At 74.2% G+C, this 18,075-nt stretch carries 11 protein-coding genes; 4 read left to right on the forward strand and 7 right to left on the reverse strand.

The window, feature by feature from the left end:
• The first annotated feature begins 210 nt into the window (after positions 1-210).
• Positions 211-1,686, forward strand: a complete 1,476-nt coding sequence (locus tag DEU31_RS03010) for a glutamyl-tRNA reductase (RefSeq protein ID WP_133675690.1) — start codon at positions 211-213, stop codon at positions 1,684-1,686.
• A gap of 49 nt (positions 1,687-1,735) precedes the next feature.
• Here the strand turns inward: DEU31_RS03010 and DEU31_RS03015 are convergent, their stop codons facing one another.
• Positions 1,736-2,128, reverse strand: a complete 393-nt coding sequence (locus tag DEU31_RS03015) for a hypothetical protein (RefSeq protein ID WP_133675692.1) — start codon at positions 2,126-2,128, stop codon at positions 1,736-1,738.
• Between the two features lie 92 nt (positions 2,129-2,220).
• Between DEU31_RS03015 and DEU31_RS03020 the strand changes: the two genes are divergently transcribed.
• Positions 2,221-2,487, forward strand: coding sequence for a hypothetical protein (locus DEU31_RS03020; RefSeq protein WP_133675694.1), 267 nt, complete (start codon positions 2,221-2,223; stop codon positions 2,485-2,487).
• A gap of 34 nt (positions 2,488-2,521) precedes the next feature.
• Here the strand turns inward: DEU31_RS03020 and DEU31_RS03025 are convergent, their stop codons facing one another.
• The 4 genes from DEU31_RS03025 to DEU31_RS03040 all read right to left on the reverse strand — a co-directional run bounded on the left by DEU31_RS03025 (position 2,522) and on the right by DEU31_RS03040 (position 10,998).
• Complete coding sequence (locus DEU31_RS03025; RefSeq protein ID WP_133675696.1) at positions 2,522-4,648, reverse strand: acyltransferase family protein; 2,127 nt, start codon at positions 4,646-4,648, stop codon at positions 2,522-2,524.
• Positions 4,649-4,722: 74 nt separating this feature from the next.
• On the reverse strand, positions 4,723-6,042 hold the full coding sequence (locus tag DEU31_RS03030) for a M18 family aminopeptidase (RefSeq protein WP_133675698.1): 1,320 nt from the start codon (positions 6,040-6,042) through the stop codon (positions 4,723-4,725).
• Positions 6,039-8,243, reverse strand: coding sequence for a DUF6541 family protein (locus DEU31_RS03035; RefSeq protein ID WP_133675700.1), 2,205 nt, complete (start codon positions 8,241-8,243; stop codon positions 6,039-6,041). Before DEU31_RS03035 ends, DEU31_RS03030 begins: the two co-directional genes overlap by 4 nt.
• An 85-nt stretch (positions 8,244-8,328) precedes the next feature.
• Positions 8,329-10,998, reverse strand: coding sequence for an acyltransferase family protein (locus DEU31_RS03040; protein ID WP_166649362.1), 2,670 nt, complete (start codon positions 10,996-10,998; stop codon positions 8,329-8,331).
• On the opposite strand from DEU31_RS03040, the gene tgt reads away from it, so the two are divergent.
• On the forward strand, positions 10,991-12,289 hold the full coding sequence (gene tgt / locus DEU31_RS03045) for a tRNA guanosine(34) transglycosylase Tgt (protein ID WP_133675702.1): 1,299 nt from the start codon (positions 10,991-10,993) through the stop codon (positions 12,287-12,289). The genes DEU31_RS03040 and tgt overlap by 8 nt on opposite strands.
• Positions 12,286-13,875, forward strand: a complete 1,590-nt coding sequence (locus DEU31_RS03050; RefSeq protein WP_133675704.1) for a hypothetical protein — start codon at positions 12,286-12,288, stop codon at positions 13,873-13,875. The genes tgt and DEU31_RS03050 overlap by 4 nt, the downstream gene beginning before the upstream one ends.
• Before the next feature lie 78 nt (positions 13,876-13,953).
• On the opposite strand, the gene DEU31_RS03055 is transcribed toward DEU31_RS03050, so the two are convergent.
• Together DEU31_RS03055 and DEU31_RS03060 are read right to left on the reverse strand one after the other, a co-directional pair.
• Positions 13,954-14,748: a hypothetical protein gene (locus DEU31_RS03055; protein ID WP_133675706.1), complete on the reverse strand. Its 795-nt coding sequence runs from the start codon at positions 14,746-14,748 to the stop codon at positions 13,954-13,956.
• Between the two features lie 249 nt (positions 14,749-14,997).
• Positions 14,998-18,048, reverse strand: a complete 3,051-nt coding sequence (locus DEU31_RS03060) for a glycoside hydrolase family 2 TIM barrel-domain containing protein (RefSeq protein WP_133675707.1) — start codon at positions 18,046-18,048, stop codon at positions 14,998-15,000.
• Between the last annotated feature and the right edge of the window lie 27 nt (positions 18,049-18,075).

An 18,075-nucleotide genomic window follows, 5' to 3' on the forward strand; every position in this document is an offset into this window, starting at 1 on the left:
AGGGTGCGGCAGCGGTGGCGAGCCCGGGGCCTGCGGCGTTCCCGGATGCTGACAGGTGTCGCGATCGATCTGACGCACCGTCGGCAAAAATGGGCTCTGACATGGGGTTCTGGTTCATGACGCCCCCATTGTGCACACGTTCGCGCGCGGCGTCGCCAGACAGGTCCTCCGGGGGCGGAGCGACGGGCGAACATGCCTAGACTGACGATCATGCTCGCTGCTCTCCGTGCCTCCCACGAGCATCTCGACCTCGAGATGCTCGACGCCCTGACCCGGGGTGCGGAGTCCCTGCCCGAGGCGCTCGAGGAGCTGCAGGCCGAGCGCGTCGAGACCGTCGGCGCCCCGCCCGTCGTCTCGGGAGCGGTGGTGCTCAGCACCTGCAACCGCCTCGAGGTCTACCTCGACACCGAGCGCTTCCACGAGGGCGTCGAGCTCGTGATCGACGCGGTCTCCCGCACCAGCGGCCTGGACCGTGAGGTGGTCTCCCTCTGCTTCGACGCCGCGATGGACGTCCCCGTCCCGCAACACCTGTTCGAGGTCACCTCGGGGCTGCGGTCGATCGTGATGGGCGAGGCCGAGATCTCCGGCCAGGTGAAGCAGGCCTACGAGGCCGCGCGCCGCGCCGGTCGCACCACCTCGATGCTCCACGACCTCTTCCAGCACGGCTTCCGCTGCGCCAAGAGCGTCGCCACCCAGGCCCCCGTCGGCGCCGCGGGTCGCTCCGGCGCCTCCGTCGCGCTGGACCGCGCCGGGATGCAGCTCGGCGGCTTCGAGGGCCGCAGCGTGCTGATCGTCGGCACCGGCGCCTACGCCCGGCTGGGGCTGTCGGAGCTGGCGCGACGCGGCGTCTCCCGGATGCAGGTCTTCTCCCCGTCCGGGCGGGCGGCGGGCTTCGCCGAGCGCCACGGCGCGGAGGCCGTCGAGGCCGAGGGGCTCGAGCGGGCCCTGCGCGAGGCCGACCTGGTGCTGGCCGCCTCCGGTCGCGGCACCTCGCTGTTCCCCGAGCTGTTCCTGAACGCGGGCCGCACCGTCGTGCTCGACCTCGCGCTGCACTCCGACCTCCACCCCCTCGTGCGCCACCTCAAGGGCATCACCGTGCTGGGGCTGGAGGACCTGCGCCGGGAGGACCCGGACGGCGAGGACCCGGCGCTGGTGACCGCCCGCGGCATCATCGCCGAGAACGTCGAGGCCTTCCGCCAGCAGCAGGAGGTGCGCCGCATCGACCCGGCGATGGCCGCCCTGCGCCGCGAGGTGTTCGACGCGGCCGACGGGGAGATCGACCGCCTGCGCCGCGACGTCTCCGGGGAGACCGCCGACCAGCTCGAGCGCTCGGTGCGCCGCATCCTCGCCAGGGTCATGCACCAGCCCGCCGAGCGGGCCCGGCACCTGGCCGAGACCGGCTTCGCCGACGAGTACGTCTCCGCCTTCCACACGATCTTCGGGATCGACATCTCCGCCGCGCAGGGCGCCGAGGACTCGCCGGTGCCGGCGGCGCCCGGCGCCGCCGAGCCCGTGCCGGCCGGCTGGATGCGCGTGGACCGCACGGTCCCGCCCGGCCCCGCCGACCTTGCGGGCCTGGCGGGAGCGACCGCCCTCGCCGTCGGCGGCCGGCCCACCGGCGCGGAGCTCGCCCGGCGGACCCTGCGCGGCAGGGGCTGCCCGGCCGGGCACGACGCCGAGGGCTGAGCCTCCCGGGACCGGGACCGGGACCGCGGCCGGAGCCGCGATCCGCCGGTCAGCGTCGGGAGCGCCTCCACCAGCGCCGACGAGGCGCGGGAGCCACGGACGGCTCGGGATCCTCCGACGACTCGGTCTCCTGCGAGTGCTCGAGCTCCTCGGGGTCGATCCGCAGGCCGTCCTCGTCCACCCACACGTCGGTCCAGCCGACGTCGGACTCGTCCCGGGGCACGAAGGGGCGACGGCCCGGCAGGAGCTCCTCGGCCTCGGCCGCCGCCGGCTCCTGCGGGACGCGGACCTCCTCGCCGCGGTGCGGCACCGGGCAGGTCCAGAAGAACGGGCACCCCGGACAGCCGGCGGTCTCCTCGTCGGGAGCCGCCTCGCGCTGCATCGCGACGGTGTCGATCTGCTGCAGCATGCGCAGACGCGAGTCGTAGGGGTTGATCTCCATCTCGCGCCCAGCCTACTGCCGGGGCGAGGGGCCGCCGCACCGGGCGGGGGACCGTAGGATCAGGTGTCGATCACCAGCACGAGGAGACCCGAATGAGCACCCCGGCCGAGCGCGTCCGCGACACCACCCGACGCCTTCTCACGCTGCTCGAGGAGGGCGAGTCCACGACGCCCGAGGCGATCACGCTGCGCGCCGAGCTCGCCGAGGCCACCGCCGAGACGGGCCAGCTCGAGGACGCCTTCTACCAGGCCGACGAGCTGCTCAAGGATGCACGGCGCGAGCACGGCGAGGAGCACGAGGCGACCGTGCGGGCGCGCGCCGCGAAGGACGCGGTCGAGGAGATCGTCCGCCGAGGCTGAGCCGGCGCGGACCTCGGCCCGTCGGCCCCGCGCCTCACCAGCGGAAGCCGCCCTCCCGCAGGCGCGCATCGACCTCCCCCTGCATCGAGATCGCGTAGGTCTCGGTGATGTGGTCGTTGTCGAGCGAGACGCGCACGTTCCCGATCACCGGCGGGCACTCGCCGCCCGGGCAGATCAGGTCGTTGACGTCCAGCGGCACGACGGGGCCCGGCGCCTGCTCGAGCAGCGCCGTGTCCGGGCGCTCCTCGGCCAGCGGCGCGGGCAGGGGAGAGATGCAGGAGGGGTCCTCCGCGCCCTTCTCCTCCGTGCAGGGCACCGGCTCGACCTCCAGCCGCGGCTGGTCCCGCAGCGCCATCACCGTCGAGCCCTGCTCGCCGAGCGAGGCGAGGGTCTGCTCGATCCCGGGGACCAGCGTCTCCTCGTAGTCGGTGGAGAGGAAGGTCGTGTTCAGCACGACGGCCTCCGGCGCGATCTGCTCGATGTACGCCTCGGCGTCGGCGCTGAACCGGTCGCAGACCTCGTTGACATGAGCGTCGGGCGCGTAGGTGCAGCCGCCCTCCCACAGCGTGATCACGGTCCATCCCTCGCGCGCGGCGAGCGGGGCCAGCGCGCCGGTGAACTGCTCGATGCGGGAGTTGCCTGCGCTGACCAGCACCGGGCCGCCCTCCTCGCCGGGGATCTGCGCACAGCGGGTGGAGAGCCGCTCGGCGGCCTCGCCCTGCGGCTCGAGAGCGCCCGTGCACGGCTCGGTCCCGGTGAACCAGTCCTTCCCGAGCGTCGCCGCGGTGGGCAGCGGCTCGGCCGACGGGTCCGCGTCGGGGTGGACGGTGAAATCGGGGTCCAGCACGCGGGCGCCGGGGTTGTCGGCCACGGCGCGGGCCTCCGCCTCGCGCTGCTCGCCCAGCAGGTGCTGCTGCGCGCCGATCATCGGTGCGAGCGCGAGGACGAGACAGGCGAGGACCACGAGGCCGCCGCGCCGCGCCTTCGCTCCCGCCCAGCGCCAGCGCCGGACCGGGGTGTCGACGACCTTCGTGAGCAGCCAGGCGAGCACCAGCGAGAGCAGGATCAGCACCAGCCCGTCGAACAGGCCGGCGCGCTCCTTCCCGGCCCGGGCGAGGTAGAGGGTCAGCAGCGGCCAGTGCACCAGGTACAGGCCGTAGGAGATGTCGCCGAGCACCCGGCCGGGACGGGTCGAGAGCAGACGGTCCACGCCGAGGGGATGCCCGGTGGTGCCGGCGCACAGCACCAGCGCCGCGGCCGCGAGCGGCCAGGCCGCGATCCAGCCCGGGAAGGCGCCCTGCACGTCGACCAGCAGGCCGCAGGAGACGAGCCCGACGATGCCCGCCCAGCCCATCACCACCGGGACCAGGGCGGCGCGGGGACGGGGACGGCGGCGCCGGCCGGTGCGGGCGCGGCGCTCCTCCCAGACCGGGAGCGCCAGGCCCAGCAGGGACCCGGCCGCGAACTCCCACAGCCGGGCGAAGGTGTCGAAGTAGGCGATCTCCTGCTGGACGGCGGTGGAGTGCACCGACCAGGCGAAGGACGCCACCAGCACGAGCGCGAAGACGACGGCGAGCACGCCGCGCACGGACCAGCCGCGCCACCGCGCCAGCAGCACGCCGCCCGCGATCAGCAGCGGCCACGCCAGGAACACCTGCCCCTGGATGGACAGCGACCAGAAGTGCTGGAAGGCCGAGGCGCCGGTCTCCTCCGCCGCGTAGTAGTCCACGCCCCGCTGGACCAGCACCCAGTTCTCCACGTGCAGCACCGAGCCGATCGCATCGGTGAGCGCGGTCATCCAGCGGTCCGCGGGAAGCACGAGGTACACCCCGGCGAGGGTCGCGAGCGCGACCACGGCCGTCGGCGGCAGCAGCCGCTTGAAGGTGCGGGCCCAGTAGGCCGGCGGTCGCATCGCCCGGCCCGCATCGGCCTTGCGCAGGAACGTCCCCACCAGCAGGAACGCGGAGATGAACAGGAACACGTCCACGCCGCCGGAGACCCGGTCGAACCAGACGTGGTAGAGCACGACCAGGCCGATCGCGAGGCCGCGCAGGCCGTGCAGCTCGGGGCGGAAGCGACCGGCGGGCGTGGTCCCGCCCGCGGGAGCGGCGCCGGCTGCGGCGGTCCCGGCGCGGGCGGGGGAGGAGGGCTGCGAAGGCATGGAGGGGGACTCGGAGGATCTCAGGAAGGGACGGGAGAGGGAGGGGGACGCGCGGGGCACCGTCGTGCGGGGCGTCAGCCCCGGAGGAAGGAGGCGCAGGCCTGCTGCAGCAGCAGCGGGTCCGCGGTCGCGCACATCTCGCGGGCGGAGTGCATGGACAGCAGGGTGATGCCCACGTCGATCGTGGTCATGCCCAGACGGGTCGCGGTGATCGGCCCGATCGTGGAGCCGCAGGGCATGGCGTTGTGGGAGACGAAGTGCTGGTGCGGCACCCCGGCCCGCTCGCAGGCGGCGACGAAGGCGGCGATGCCGACGGCGTCGGTCGCATAGCGCTGCTGGGCGTTGATCTTCAGCATCGGACCCTCGCCGAGGCGCGGCCTGGTCACGGGGTCGTGACGCTCGGGGTAGTTCGGGTGCGCGGCGTGGCCGGCGTCCGCGGAGAGGACGAGGGAGGAGGCGAGGACCTGGCGGCGGCTCGCCTCGTCGCCGCCGAGCGCGGCGTGGACGCGCACCAGCACGTCCTCGAGGAAGGGGCCGGCGGCGCCGGAGCGGGTGGCCGAGCCGACCTCCTCGTGGTCGTTGGCGACCAACATCGCGATCGGGGCGGGGCCCTCCGCGGTCCCCGTGCGGGCGGCGCCGGCGACCGTCGCGAGCGCCTCCACCTCGGCGTGCACGGAGGAGAGGTTGTCGAGCCGGCCCGAGGCGAGGAACTCCTCGTCGGCGCCGAAGAGCGCCGGGGCCTGCGCGTCGACGGTGACGACGTCGAGGCCGACGATCTCGGCACGGTCCACCCCGGCGTGATGGGCGAGGATCTCCAGCACGTCCAGACCCGCGAAGCCGAGCACCGGCTGCATGTGCCGCTGCGGGTCCAGGGTCAGGCCGTCCTTGTTCACGGCCCGGTCCAGGTGCACGGCGAGCTGCGGGATGCGCAGCAGGCCCGGGGTGTCCACGAGGACCGTCGACCCGTCGGCCAGGGCGAGCCGGCCCGCGAGTCGCAGCTCCCGGTCCAGCCAGGAGTTCAGCAGCGGTCCGCCGTAGATCTCGACGCCCACCTGGCTGAGCCCCTCGGCCCCGAAGCGGGGATCGGGCTTGACCTTCAGGGCGGGGGAGTCGGTGTGGGAGCCGACGATCCGGAAGGGGGTGGCCGCGTCCGCGCCCTCGGGGGCGGACCAGGCGATGAGCGAGCCGTCGCGCAGCACGTAGCGGTCGCCGGCGACGTCGCCTGCGGTCCAGGGCGCGGTCTCCACCAGCTCGGTGAAGCCCGCCGCGGCCAGGCGCCGGGCCGCCTCGCGGGCGGCGTGGAAGCTCGAGGGGGAGGCGGTGACGAAGGCGCCGAGGTCGAGCGCGGCGGCGCGGGCGCGGGGGGAGGGGGACGCGGCGGAGAAGGGGGTCACCCGTTCATTGAACCATCGGTGCCGCGGCAGGGGAGCATGCGCAGCAGCTTCGCGTCGCCCACCTGCAGCACCACCTCGGCGGCGCCGGACTCGGAGATCTCGTTGAGCCCGGTGTAGGTCGCGGACCGGTCGTGGAGCTCCTTCGGCCCGAAGTCCAGCGCGTAGTCCACGCCGAGGTCCTCCGCCGCATCGCACACCTCGGGGTCTCTCTGCGCATCGTCGAGGTGGCCGTTGAGCAGGTGCACCTCGTCTTCCGCCTGGAAGCTCATGAAGGTGTTGAGCACCTCACGGTCCGAGATCGCGTAGGCCAGCGAGCTGCCGTTCCAGGCGTTGGTCGCGATGACGGCGTCCTCGGGCACCACCTCCGGCAGCATCAGCAGCAGCGCCCGCTCATCGTCGCTGAGCAGGTTGTCGCTGCGCCATTCGCGCTCGAGATACGTCCTGGACACCTCGGTGCTCGGGGAGAAGTGGCCCACGGCGATGATCGCGAGGCAGAGCGTGACGGCGAGGACGGCGCCGGCGGTGCCGCGCAGGACGGGCAACAGCCGCGCGGCCCATCGCAGCAGCACGTCCAGGCCGACGGCGAGCAGCGGGACAGCGGCGGTCGCGAGCATCACCGTGATGCGGTTGTTGTCGCTGTACCAGTTGCCGGTGAGCTCGTAGCGCAGGTCGTCGACGGGCAGCGAGCGGGTCGCGACCGACAGGGCGCCCGCGGCGAGGAAGGCGATCACGAGCCAGCGGGAGCGGGAGCCGATCAGCACCGCGAGCGCGCACAGCGCCACGAGCACGCCGAGCGGCAGCCAGATCGGGGTCGCGTTCGGGGCGAGGGTGAGGGTCTGCCAGATCGCCTCCTCCGTCGTGGCGTTCGGGTCCCACACGGCGGCCGAGGCCTCCACGGGCCGGAACCGGTACCAGATGTCGTGGCCGACGACGATGACGAGGGCGGTCAGCGGCACGAGCACGGCCAGCCGGATCCCGGCGCGCGGGCGGCGGCGCACGAGGTCGGTCGCCGTGGCGAGCACGGCCCACACCATCATCGGCACGCCCATCACGAGCGCGACGAACACCCCCTGGGGATGCGCGAGCGCGACCGCCCCGAAGACGGCGGGCATCAGCACGCCGAGCTGCCCCCCGGTGAGGCGCTGCTCCCCGTCCGGCGCCAGGCGCACCAGGTGCACGATCAGCATCAGCACCAGCGGCATCATCGCCAGGGAGTACAGATAGGGCAGCAGCACCCCCCAGGACATCATCGACAGAGGGAAGGCGGAGGCGACCCCGGCCAGGGCGCCCGCGGCCAGCCAGCCGGCGGGCCCCGCGTTCGTGCCGGTGCGCACCAGTGCCATCAGCGCCAGCGGCCACACCGTCGTGCCCAGCAGCAGCATCACGAGGTTCGAGGCGAGGACGATGTCCTGCCCGGAGAGCTGGACGACCAGGCTCACGGTCTGGTGCCAGAGCGCGGGGTAGAACGTCTCCTCACCGGGCAGGGTGGTCATCCCGCCCACGGTCCAGGCGGAGCCGTCGCCGAGGCGGAGGATGTGCCGCACGGCGTTGAGGTGGAAGACGTTGTCGTAGGACTGGTTGACCCGGAACAGGCCGCCCATCATGTCCAGCGCGCGCAGCAGGATGTACCCGCCGCCGATCGCGAGGCCGAGGAGGATGGTGGCGGCGCGGCCGCGGCGGGTGGCGAGGAGGCGGCCGAGGGCGGTCTCGGGGACGTCCGTGGTCGTCGTGGCTGTGGCAGTGGTCGTCGCCGCGGCGGTCGCCGTGGACGTGGAGGAGGCGGCGCCCTCGGCGTCGTGCGCTGCGTCGACGGTCTGCGCGTCGGGGGTCGCCGCGTCGGCGCCGTCGGCCGCTGCGCCGTCCGCGTCCTCCGCCGCGACGCGGTGCTCCGCCGTGTCCTGCGCGACGGGCTCCGGGGCGGCGGCGCGGTGGGTGTGCCGGGAGCGGCGTCGGCCGATGCCGGCCGACCACAGCAGACCGCCGAGGACCAGGCCGAGCACGAGCGGGGAGAGCACCGTCCACGGGATCGAGAGGAGGTGGCCGAGCTCCGCGGACGCGGCGATCAGCACGGCCGAGACCGGGGTCACCACGGCGAGGGCCGTCAGCGGCCGCAACCGCAGCGCCAGGACCGTCGGCAGTCCGGGCGCGCCGAGCACGAAGAGTGCCGCGACCAGCACGGCGAGCACTCTCAGAACGTCCACGCACGGCCTCCTGCAGTCCATCGGCGGGGCGTGGGCGCCCCGAGGGTCCGGATCATGCTAGTCGTCCGTCGGCCCTGCGACCTGCTCATCCGGCGGCCGCCGCGAGCTCGCGTGTCATCGCCGGGGCGAGGGTCTCCTCGACGAACACGCGGGTCAGGTGGTTGTCGTCCATGTGCACGTAGGTGTCGCCGAGGATCGGGGAGCAGCGTCCCTCGGGGCAGACCTCCGGCGTGAGGTCCAGCATCCTCACGGCGGAGTCCGGTCCGGTGAGCGCCGTGAGTGGGGCCGCGGGGTTCTCCGGCGCGAGCTTCTCGGAGACGTCCGCGCCGCAGGCGGCGTCGGCGTCGACGGGCGTTCCGCCGTCCTCGATCACGGCCTCGGCACAGACGTACTGATCCTGCTCCCAGCGCGGGGTGTCCCTCATCGCGAGCACGTCGATCCCTCGGTCCAGGAGGGTCTGGATCGCGCCCTCGGTCCCCTCGGGCATCGTCTCCGCGGCGGAGTCGGGGACGGTCTCGGTCACCGTGGTCATCACCAGATCGGGCTGGACCGCGTCGAGGTACTCCAGGACCCACTCGTCGTAGCCCGCGCAGTAGGGCCACCGCTCGGTGCCGGCGAGGAAGCCGCAGCCGCTCATGGTGAGGTTCACGATCTGGGCGTCGCGGGCCTCGGCGGTGGGCAGCAGGGCGGGGACGTACTGGCGGGAGTGGGAGCTGCCCACCACCACGATCGTCATGCTGGGCTCGGCATCGCCGGGCAGCCGCTGCTGACAGTCCGTGTTGCGGAAGCTGGTCGCCGGCTTCCAGACCCCGGCGCAGTCCTCGGGAAGGTTCGGCCACTGGCTGCCGAGGTCCCAGCCCTCCGGGCGCAGCTGCGCCGGGGCCTCGGTCGCGACCTCGTCGGTGGGGATCGCGGCCTCGACCGCGACCGGCGGCGGGGAGGACGAGGTGCGCTGCAGCACGCCCCACCAGCCGCCTGCCGCCCCGGCCACGAGGGCGACGCTCGCCGCGACCGCGACGAGGGCCCGCCAGGGACGGGCCTCGAGCCAGCGGGAGCGGCGCACCGGCGCGTCGACGGCGCGGGTGAGCAGCCAGGCCAGCAGCACCGCGGCCGCGAGCACCGCGAACCCGTCCAGCAGGCCCGCGCGCTCCTGCCCGCTGCGGTGCAGCCAGAGCACCAGCAGCGGCCAGTGCACGAGATAGAGGGTGTAGGAGATGTCGCCGATGAACGCGGCCGGACGGGTGGACAGCAGCGCATCCACGCCCCAGCGCCGCCCCGAGTGCCCGGCGACGACCACGGCCGCGGCCGCGGCGAGCGGCCAGATCGCGATCCAGCCCGGGAACATCGAGGAGACGTCCAGCACGATCCCGCAGGCCAGGAGCGCAGCGATGCCGGTCCAGCCGGTCAGGGCGCGCAGGGTGCGCATCCGCGGCGGGACCCCGTCCTCGGGGCGGCGGGCGCCGGTGATGCGGTCCAGCACCGGCAGGGAGAGGGCGAGGAGGGAGCCCGCGGCGAACTCCCACATCCGGGCGGCGGTGTCGAAGTAGGCGATCTGCTGCTGGGACTGGGTGGAGAGGATCGACCAGGTCAGCGAGGCCGCACCGATCACCGCGATGATCGCGATCAGCGGGCGGCGCACCGATTTCCCGGCGCGGGCCCGTCGCACCACCAGCAGGAACAGCAGCGGCCACACGATGAACGCCTGTCCCTGCACCGACAGCGACCAGAAGTGCTGCAACGGGGAGGCTGCCCCGGCGTCCCGGGCGTGGTAGTCGACCTGCATCGCCACCAGCAGCGCGTTCTGCAGGTAGACCGCGGAGGCGACGGCCTGCTGCATGATCGTCGGCCAGATCGAGGGGGGCAGCAGCAGCGCGGTCGCCAGCAGCGTGAGCAGGATCGTCACCGCTGCGGGCGGGAGCAGGCGCTTGAAGGTGTGCAGCCAGTAGCGGGGCACGCCGAGGGGGCGGCCGCTCTCGAGGCGGCGCACGAAGGTGCCGGTGAGGAAGAAGGCGGAGAGGAACAGGAAGACGTCCACGCCGCCGGAGACCCGGCCGAGCCAGATGTGGTAGACGGCGACGAGCCCGAGCGCGACGGCGCGCAGGCCGTGCAGCTCGCGGCGGAATGCGGGCCGCGGCGGCGTAGGGGCGCCGGTCGGTGCGGGGCCGGCGGCGACGCCGACGGACGGGGCGCTCGCCGCGTCACGCGATCGGCTCTCCTCGCCCTCGGGCCGCCAGGTGCCGGAGACGGAGCCGCTGGTGGACCAGGCGTCCTCCGCCTCCCGCTCGGCATGCGCCTCGACGGGGCCCTGCAGCCAGTCGTCCAGCGACGAGGTCGAGGAGGGCAGGGCGTCCGCGGTCCACGCGGCGAGGGAGGAGCGCGGACGGGACGGGGCGGGGGTGGTCGTGGCTGCGGGCTCGGGCGTCGGGCCGAGCGCCGGTGCGTCCTCGGCCTCCTGCGTCCAGTCGGAGAGGTCGTCGGCCAGGCGCGGGGCGTCGCCCTCGGCGTGCTCCCCGTCCTCCTGCGGCCGTGCCTGTCGGCCCCCGCGGCGCGGAGCGGGCGGGTCACTGGGGGAGCTGATCGCGCACCCCTCCCGACGAGGCCCGGCCGACCGCGCGGACCGCGGGGATCGTCGACAGCAGCGACGACGCCAGGGCGTCGGTCGGGGGTGTCGACATGGTCCCTCCTGCGGTGCGGGTCGTGCGGCCTCCGCGATCTTACGGCGCGGTAGGCCGTGGGACCATGGGACGGTGACCACGCCCCCTGCGCCCTCCGCGGCCGATCCGTCGTCCGCCGTCCCGTCCCCCGCCGACGTCGGCTTCGAGATCACCGCCCGTCACGGCGAGAAGGCCCGCGCCGGGGTGATCACCACCCCGCACGGCGACATCGCGACACCGGCCTTCGTGCCGGTGGGCACCAAGGCGACGGTGAAGAGCGTGCTGCCGGAGTCGATGGCGGAGCTCGGCGCTCAGGCGCTGCTGGCGAACGCCTACCACCTCTACCTCCAGCCCGGTCACGACCTCGTGGACGAGGCGGGCGGCCTCGGCGCCTTCATGAACTGGCCCGGCCCCACCTACACCGACTCCGGCGGCTTCCAGGTGATGAGCCTCGGGGCCGGCTTCCAGAAGGTGCTCTCCTCCGAGTTCTCCGGCGGCGAGAAGGCCCGCACCGCCAACGGCGAGGACGACGCCGTCCGCGAGGGCAAGGAGCGTCTCGCCCACGTCGACGACGACGGCGTCACCTTCCGCTCCTTCATCAACGGCGACGAGCACCGCTTCACCCCCGAGATCTCCATGCAGATCCAGCACGGCCTCGGCGCGGACATCATGTTCGCCTTCGACGAGCTGACCACGCTCATGAACTCCCGCGGCTACCAGGAGCAGGCGCTCGAGCGCACGAGGCTGTGGGCGCTGCGCTGCCTGGCGGAGCACGCCCGTCTCACCCACGAGCGCACCCACCGCCCCTACCAGCAGCTGTGGGGCGTCATCCAGGGCGCGCAGTACGAGGACCTGCGGCGACAGGCCGCCCATGACCTCGGCGGCATGGAGGTCGAGGGTTGGTCCTTCGACGGCTTCGGGATCGGCGGGGCGCTGGAGAAGGAGAACCTCGGCACCATCGTCGGCTGGGTGACCGACGAGCTGCCCGAGGACAAGCCCCGCCACCTGCTGGGCATCAGCGAGGTCGACGACCTCTTCGTCGCGATCGCCGCCGGGGCCGACACCTTCGACTGCGTCTCGCCCTCGCGCGTGGCGCGCAACAGCGCGGTCTACACCCGTACCGGCCGCGTGAACCTCACCGGCTCCCGCTACCGCCGACAGTTCGCGCCGATCGACGAGACCTGCGACTGCTACACCTGCACCCACTACACCGCCGCCTACGTGCACCACCTCTTCCGGGCCAAGGAGATGCTCTCCTCGACCCTGTGCACGATCCACAACGAGCGCTTCGTGGTGCGGCTGGTGGACCGGATCCGGGCCTCCCTCCAGGACGGCACCTTCGACGCCCTGCGGGAGGAGACCACCGGCGCCTACTACGGCGAGCCGCGGTGAGCGAGGACCGAGCACCGGCCGGTGAGCACGCGCCGGACGCGGCGACGGCGCTGGGCCTGGCGGTGGTGCTGCTCGCGCTCGCCGGGATCTGCGCCCTGCTCGGCGGCCACTTCCTGCTCGGTGTGCTGCGTCTCGCGGCCGGGGTGCTCGCCGGGGCCGGCCTCGGCGTGCTGCTGATCGCCCTGCTCGGCGGTCGCCTCCGCCGACGGCCGCGGACGCTCCTCGCCGCGGGCCTCGCGCTCGTCGTGGCCCTCGCCCTCACCGTCCCCGCCGTGCTCGCCACCCGCGTCGACTCGCTGGAGAGCGCCGCCGCCGCGGAGATCGCACCGCTCGGCGAGGGGGACACGGTCGCCTCCGCCCCCGGCGGGCAGGGGCCTGTGCTGGTGCGCCGCGCCGACGGCACCGCGCAGCTGCTCGAGCCCGCGACCGGAGCGCGCGAGGTCGAGTCCGCGCCCGACGACGTGCTCGCCCTCTCCGCCGACGGGACCCGGCTCGTCCAGGTGAGCGGGGAGGTCACGCGGGTGCACGAGCTCGGCGGCGGGAGCGATGCCGAGGGGAGCGGCGCCGGCGAGGCCGGGGGCCGCTCCGCACCCGTCGAGGTGGCCGGGACCCCGCTCGCCCTCGACGGCGATCTGCTCGTGGTCCGCGACTGCGAGGAGGACGTCTGCCGGGTGCGGGGCATCGACCTGGCCGCCCCCGACGAGCCGCTGTGGACCGTCATGGACGCCGAGGAGACCCGCGGACCCGACCAGGCGGGCCTTGCGCTCCCCGCCCGGGCCGAGGCCCCGCCCGGCCTGCTCGACGCCGTCGCCGCGACCGGGGTGCTGCCGTCGGTGCCGCTGCGCTTCGACCCCGCCCAGGGCTGGCTGCAGATCGATGCCGCCACCGGGTTCCCCGTCGGCCGGGTCCTCGCCCCCGCCGACGCCGACTGCCGCATCGCGGCGACCCCCGCCCCGCCCGACCCGCAGTCCGTGCAGGAGCAGGGACCGCTCGTGCTCACCGTCTGCGCGGGGGAGGACGGTGCGCTGACCGCGACCGCCTTCCGCGACGGCGCACCGCTGTGGGAGTCCGCGCCCTCCCCGGCCGGGGACTGGACGGTGCTGCTCGAGGCGGGCCGCGTCCTCGCCTCCGGCACCGAGGCCGGGACCACGACCGAGGGCGAGATCCTCGCCTCCGAGCACGGCGCGGACTGGACCGCGCCGGGCGGGGACGGCGTGGCGCAGGCCGAGGCGTTCACCGCCCGCATCGGCATCGACGGGACCCGGATGGTGCTGACCAACGAGGCCGGGCAGCTCCTCGCCTACGACACCGCGACCGGGACGAACAGCTGGACCCTCCCGCTCGACGACCCCGAGGCCGAGGTGCGCGGCGGCCTCGCCTCGGGCACCGCCGTCGTGCTCGACGAGATCGCGCGGGAGGAGCCCCTGGACCCCCGCGGCGCGCAGCGGCTGCGCGTGATCACCGCCGAGGACGGCGAGGTGAGCGAGGAGCTCGTCCTCGACGAGGAGGTCACCGCCTGGCACCCCCTCAGCGGCGGACGCGCCCTGATCAGCACCGACGAGGGGGCCGTGCTGCTCGGGGGCTGATCGGGCCGCCGCTGCGGACGGTGACGGGCCCGGTCCCCGCATGCGGAGACCGGGCCCGTCCCGGAGTGCGGCCGTGCCTCAGGCCGTGGCGGCCTCGTTCTTCCGGCCCCAGGCCATGACCATGTACGAGCCGACCAGCAGCGCTGCGGCGACCACGAGCACGCGCAGGAGCTCGGCGATGCCCGCGACGGTGTAGATCGTGCCCATGTCGTAGGAGTTGCCCGCGATGGCGGCGCCGAGGAACCCGGCGACGAAGCTGACGATCCAGTACAGGACCACCGAGACGATGACGGTCGCCGCCACGATGATCGCGCCCGTGCGGCCACGGCCGCTGAACTGGATCGCCGCGATGATCGAGACGACCAGGAGACCGATCGAGAAGATCAGGTTCGCGATCCATGCCAGGAGCGTGCCGATGCTCCCGAGGCCCATGCCCACGGAGATCTCCTCCATGTCCGCCGGGTTGCCGTTGGCCGCCATCATGAACATGAAGATCGGTGTCGCCAGTCGAGCGATCACGGCGAGCGCCGACAGGACCAGCAGGGCGATTCCGAGCTTCTTGGCCAGCGCGCCCTTCCCGGCGACGGGTGACGTCGACGCGGCCGCGGCCGTGCCGGGGTAGCCGCTGGTGCCCGGGTACCCGCCCGGGGCGGGCGGCGGCGAGGCCTGGCTCCACTGCTGCGGGGCGGGCGAGGCCTGGCCCGCCGACTGCTCACCCCACTGCGGGGCGGCCGGTGCGGGAGAGGGCTGCCCCCACTGCGACTGCGGAGCCGGCTGCTGCCCCTGCGGGGAATTCTGCCCCCACTGTCCCTGATCGCCGTCGGCGCCCCACTGGCCGTTCTGGCCGTACTGCGGCCCGTACCCCTGAGTCATGCTTCTCCCTCATTGCCCCGCATGACGGGGCTATTGCGTTGTGGCGCCACGACGGCGCCCGCTCCAGCGTAGCGGGCCGCACTTCGGCTCAGGCGCCCCGGAGGTGACGAGCGGGTTGCGATCGTCGACCCTCACCCGGAGCAGGTGGTAGGAACCGGTGCCCTGGCAGGACCTGGGGCTGGGGCCGGGACGTGGCTGGGCCGGCGGCCTCCCCGCGGAGGGCGAGGTGGCCGCCGGCCCGAGCGAGGCTCAGCGCCCGGCAGGCGCGAAGCGGATCCGGAAGCTCTTCTCCCGGGCGGTGAGCACGTGCTGGGGCAGCGGCTCCGGGCCGCAGGCCGCCGAGCCCACGCCGTGCAGCGCCGCCGAGAGCGTGACCCAGGTGAGGCCGTCGGGACGCAGCGCCCCGTCGTGGGCGCGGGCGTCGAGCTCCGCGGTGGACCAGGGCCGCACCGCGAGGCCCAGACCCTCCGGCGCGGTGAGCTCGAGGCCGGAGGCCGCCTCGCCGCCGCTCAGCACGGCCCGCACCACACCCGCGCGGTTGCCGTTCTCCTGCGGGAACACGTACGGGACCTGCAGCTCCTCGACGCTCGCGGTGCGGCGCGCGAAGGTGGTGCCGCCGCCGGTGTCCGGATACATCTCGTGCGGGCCGAAACCCTCGTACTCCACCTCGCCGGGCGCCGCCGGCAGCGCGAAGCTCCAGCCGATCCGCGGCAGCGGCAGGTCCTCGGGCCACAGCGCCGACGGGGTCACCGTCACCGCGAGCTCGACCCCGTCCGCGTCGGCGCGCCAGGTCTCGGTGACGTCGGCGTGCAGGGCGTTGCCGTCCAGCCCGATCCGGGAGCGGACCACGAGCTGCTCGCCGCCCGCCTCGATCCCGACCAGACGGCGACGGGCGACGTCCAGCCCGATCCGCTTCCACCGTGCCTCGAGCGGGTAGCGGGTGCGGGCCCGCTCGTTGTCCACCGGGGCGCGGTACAGATCCGCCCCCGCGTGCCCGAGGGCGAGCTCGCCGAGGCCGACGAGCCGGCCCAGGTCGTCCAGGCGCGCGGGCCCCACCTGCCAGGTGCCGTCGGCCGCCTGCTGCGGCGCGACCGCCTCGGCGGGGGCCGGGGTGACCGAGGCGGCCAGACGCTCCGCGTCCACGTGCGAGGCCGCGACGATCTCGTGCCCGGCCGGGACCGGCCCGTCGGCCTCCCGGGTCGTGAGGCGAACCGTCACCGCGGCGTGCTCGCCCTCCGGCAGCGCCAGCTCGGTGCTCTGGCCCGGGGCGAGGGCCGGCAGCTCGATCTCCTGCCAGCTCGCCTGCAGGTCGGTGGAGACCTCGGCGCGCAGGTGGGCGAGGTCCGAGAAGGCGTAGCGGTTCACGATGCTCGCCGTGGCGGCGCCGACCTCGAGGCCGACGGGGGAGTAGTGGTGCTTCGCGTCCAGCAGCGCCGGGGATGGGGTGCGATCGGGCAGCAGCAGCCCGTCGGCGACGAAGTTCCCGTCGTGCAGGCGCTCGCCGAAGTCGCCGCCGTAGCCGTAGATCTCGTTGCCCTCGGCGTCGGTGGTGACGATGCCGTGGTCGATCCATTCCCAGATGAAGCCGCCGTGCAGCGCCGGGTAGCGGTGGACGAGGTCCATGTACTCCTTCAGGGCGCCCGCGCCGTTGCCCATCGCATGCGCGTACTCGATCCACAGGAAGGGCTTCGACAGCGCCGGCATCGGCGACTCGTCGGAGCCGAAGCCCGCCTCGCCCGGGTCCACGCCCAGGTGGTGCAGCATCCCGATGAGCTTCTCGCGGTACTCCTCGGTCAGCGCCCGACGGCCGATCTGCTCGGTCTCGTCATGGGTGGGGTACATCAGCGAGAAGACGTCCACGGTCTCGGCGCGGTAGTCCTGCTCGTAGATGACGGGGCGGGTCGGGTCCGTGGCGCGGACCGTCTCGATCATCGCCTCGGTGACCGGGCCGGTGGAGGCCTCGTTCCCGATCGACCACATGACGATCGAGGCGTGGTTGCGGTCCCGCAGCACGAAGCGCTCGGACCGCTCGCACAGCATCGGGCGGAAGCGGTCGTCCGCCGCCGGGCGCTCGGCCGCGCCGGTGCCGTCCTCGCCCCAGGTGGAGTCGACGTGGAAGCCGTGCGTCTCGAAGTCGCCCTCGCAGATCACGTACAGCCCCGCCTCGTCGCACACCTCGAGGAAGCGCTGGTGGGGCGGGTAGTGGGAGGTGCGCACGGCGTTGAGGTTGTGCTGCTTCATCAGCGCGACGTCCAGGTCCTGGTTCTCCAGGTGCTGGGTGCGGCCGACGACCGGGTCCGCCTCGTGACGGTTCACGCCGCGGAACACGATCCGCTCGCCGTTGACGCGGAAGATCTCCCCGTCCACCTCCACGCGGCGGAAGCCGAGCTTCAGCGTCACCGTCTCGGTGCCGGCGTCCGTGGAGACGCTCGCCTCGTACAGCCGCGGCGACTCCGCGCTCCAGGGGGAGACCTCGCCGGCGGCGATCTCGGCCCCGTCGGCCGCGGCCTCGATCCCGAGCTCCGGGATCCGCACCGTCGCGGGGACGATCTCGCCGCCGGCGCCGTAGGCGGTGGCGGTGAGGGTGCCACGGCCGGTCGCGGGGTCGAAGTCCGCATGGGTCGCGAGGTCGTGGATCCCGCCGGCGGGGCGCAGCAGCAGGTCCACGGAGCGGAAGATGCCCGAGGCCCACCACATGTCCTGGTCCTCGACATAGGTGTTCGCCGACCACTGCACGACCCGCACGTCCAGGCGGTGCTCGCCCGGGGCCGAGAGGGCGTCGGTGACGTCGAACTCCTGGGTCAGGCGCGAGCCGGAGGTCACGCCGATCTCGGTGCCGTCGATCCAGACCTTCGCCGCGGAGTCCACGCCCTGGAAGCGCAGCAGCACCTTCGCGCCGGAGTCGAGGGAGTCGGCCCATTCGGCGGGGACGGTGACGGTGCGGGAGTAGTGGCCGGTCGGGTTCTCGTCCGGGACGTGGGGGACGTCCATCGGGATCGGGTAGACGACGTTGGTGTACTGCGGGGCGCCGTGGCCCTGCAGCTGCCACAGGCCCGGCACGGCGATCTCGCCGGGCTCGCCCAGGTCGGTGCCGTCGGCGCGGGTGCCATAGCGGAACTCCCAGGTCCCGTCGAGGCTCAGCGCGGGGGCGTCGGAGTGCAGGTGCGCGCGGCCGCGCAGGCGGTTGCGGCCGCCGGCGAGGTCCTCCCACCAGCGGTCGGTGCGGTCGGCGGGAGGCAGGGCGGCGTCCTGGGGTGCGGTGTGCCCGGCGCGGGCGTCCGGGGTGGCGGGGGTGCTCATCGGTGAGTCTCTCCTGGGTCGGCGGGG

The organism is Brachybacterium sp. AG952 (genome assembly GCF_004362645.1).
GTDB lineage: Bacteria > Actinomycetota > Actinomycetes > Actinomycetales > Dermabacteraceae > Brachybacterium > Brachybacterium conglomeratum.

Coding starts and splice junctions, on each gene's coding strand:
- DEU31_RS03010 (WP_133675690.1), top strand. CDS start 211: ATGCTCGCTGCTCTCCGTGCCTCCCACGAGCATCTCGACCTCGAGATG.
- DEU31_RS03015 (WP_133675692.1), bottom strand. CDS start 2,128: ATGGAGATCAACCCCTACGACTCGCGTCTGCGCATGCTGCAGCAGATC.
- DEU31_RS03020 (WP_133675694.1), top strand. CDS start 2,221: ATGAGCACCCCGGCCGAGCGCGTCCGCGACACCACCCGACGCCTTCTC.
- DEU31_RS03025 (WP_133675696.1), bottom strand. CDS start 4,648: ATGCCTTCGCAGCCCTCCTCCCCCGCCCGCGCCGGGACCGCCGCAGCC.
- DEU31_RS03055 (WP_133675706.1), bottom strand. CDS start 14,748: ATGACTCAGGGGTACGGGCCGCAGTACGGCCAGAACGGCCAGTGGGGC.
- DEU31_RS03060 (WP_133675707.1), bottom strand. CDS start 18,048: ATGAGCACCCCCGCCACCCCGGACGCCCGCGCCGGGCACACCGCACCC.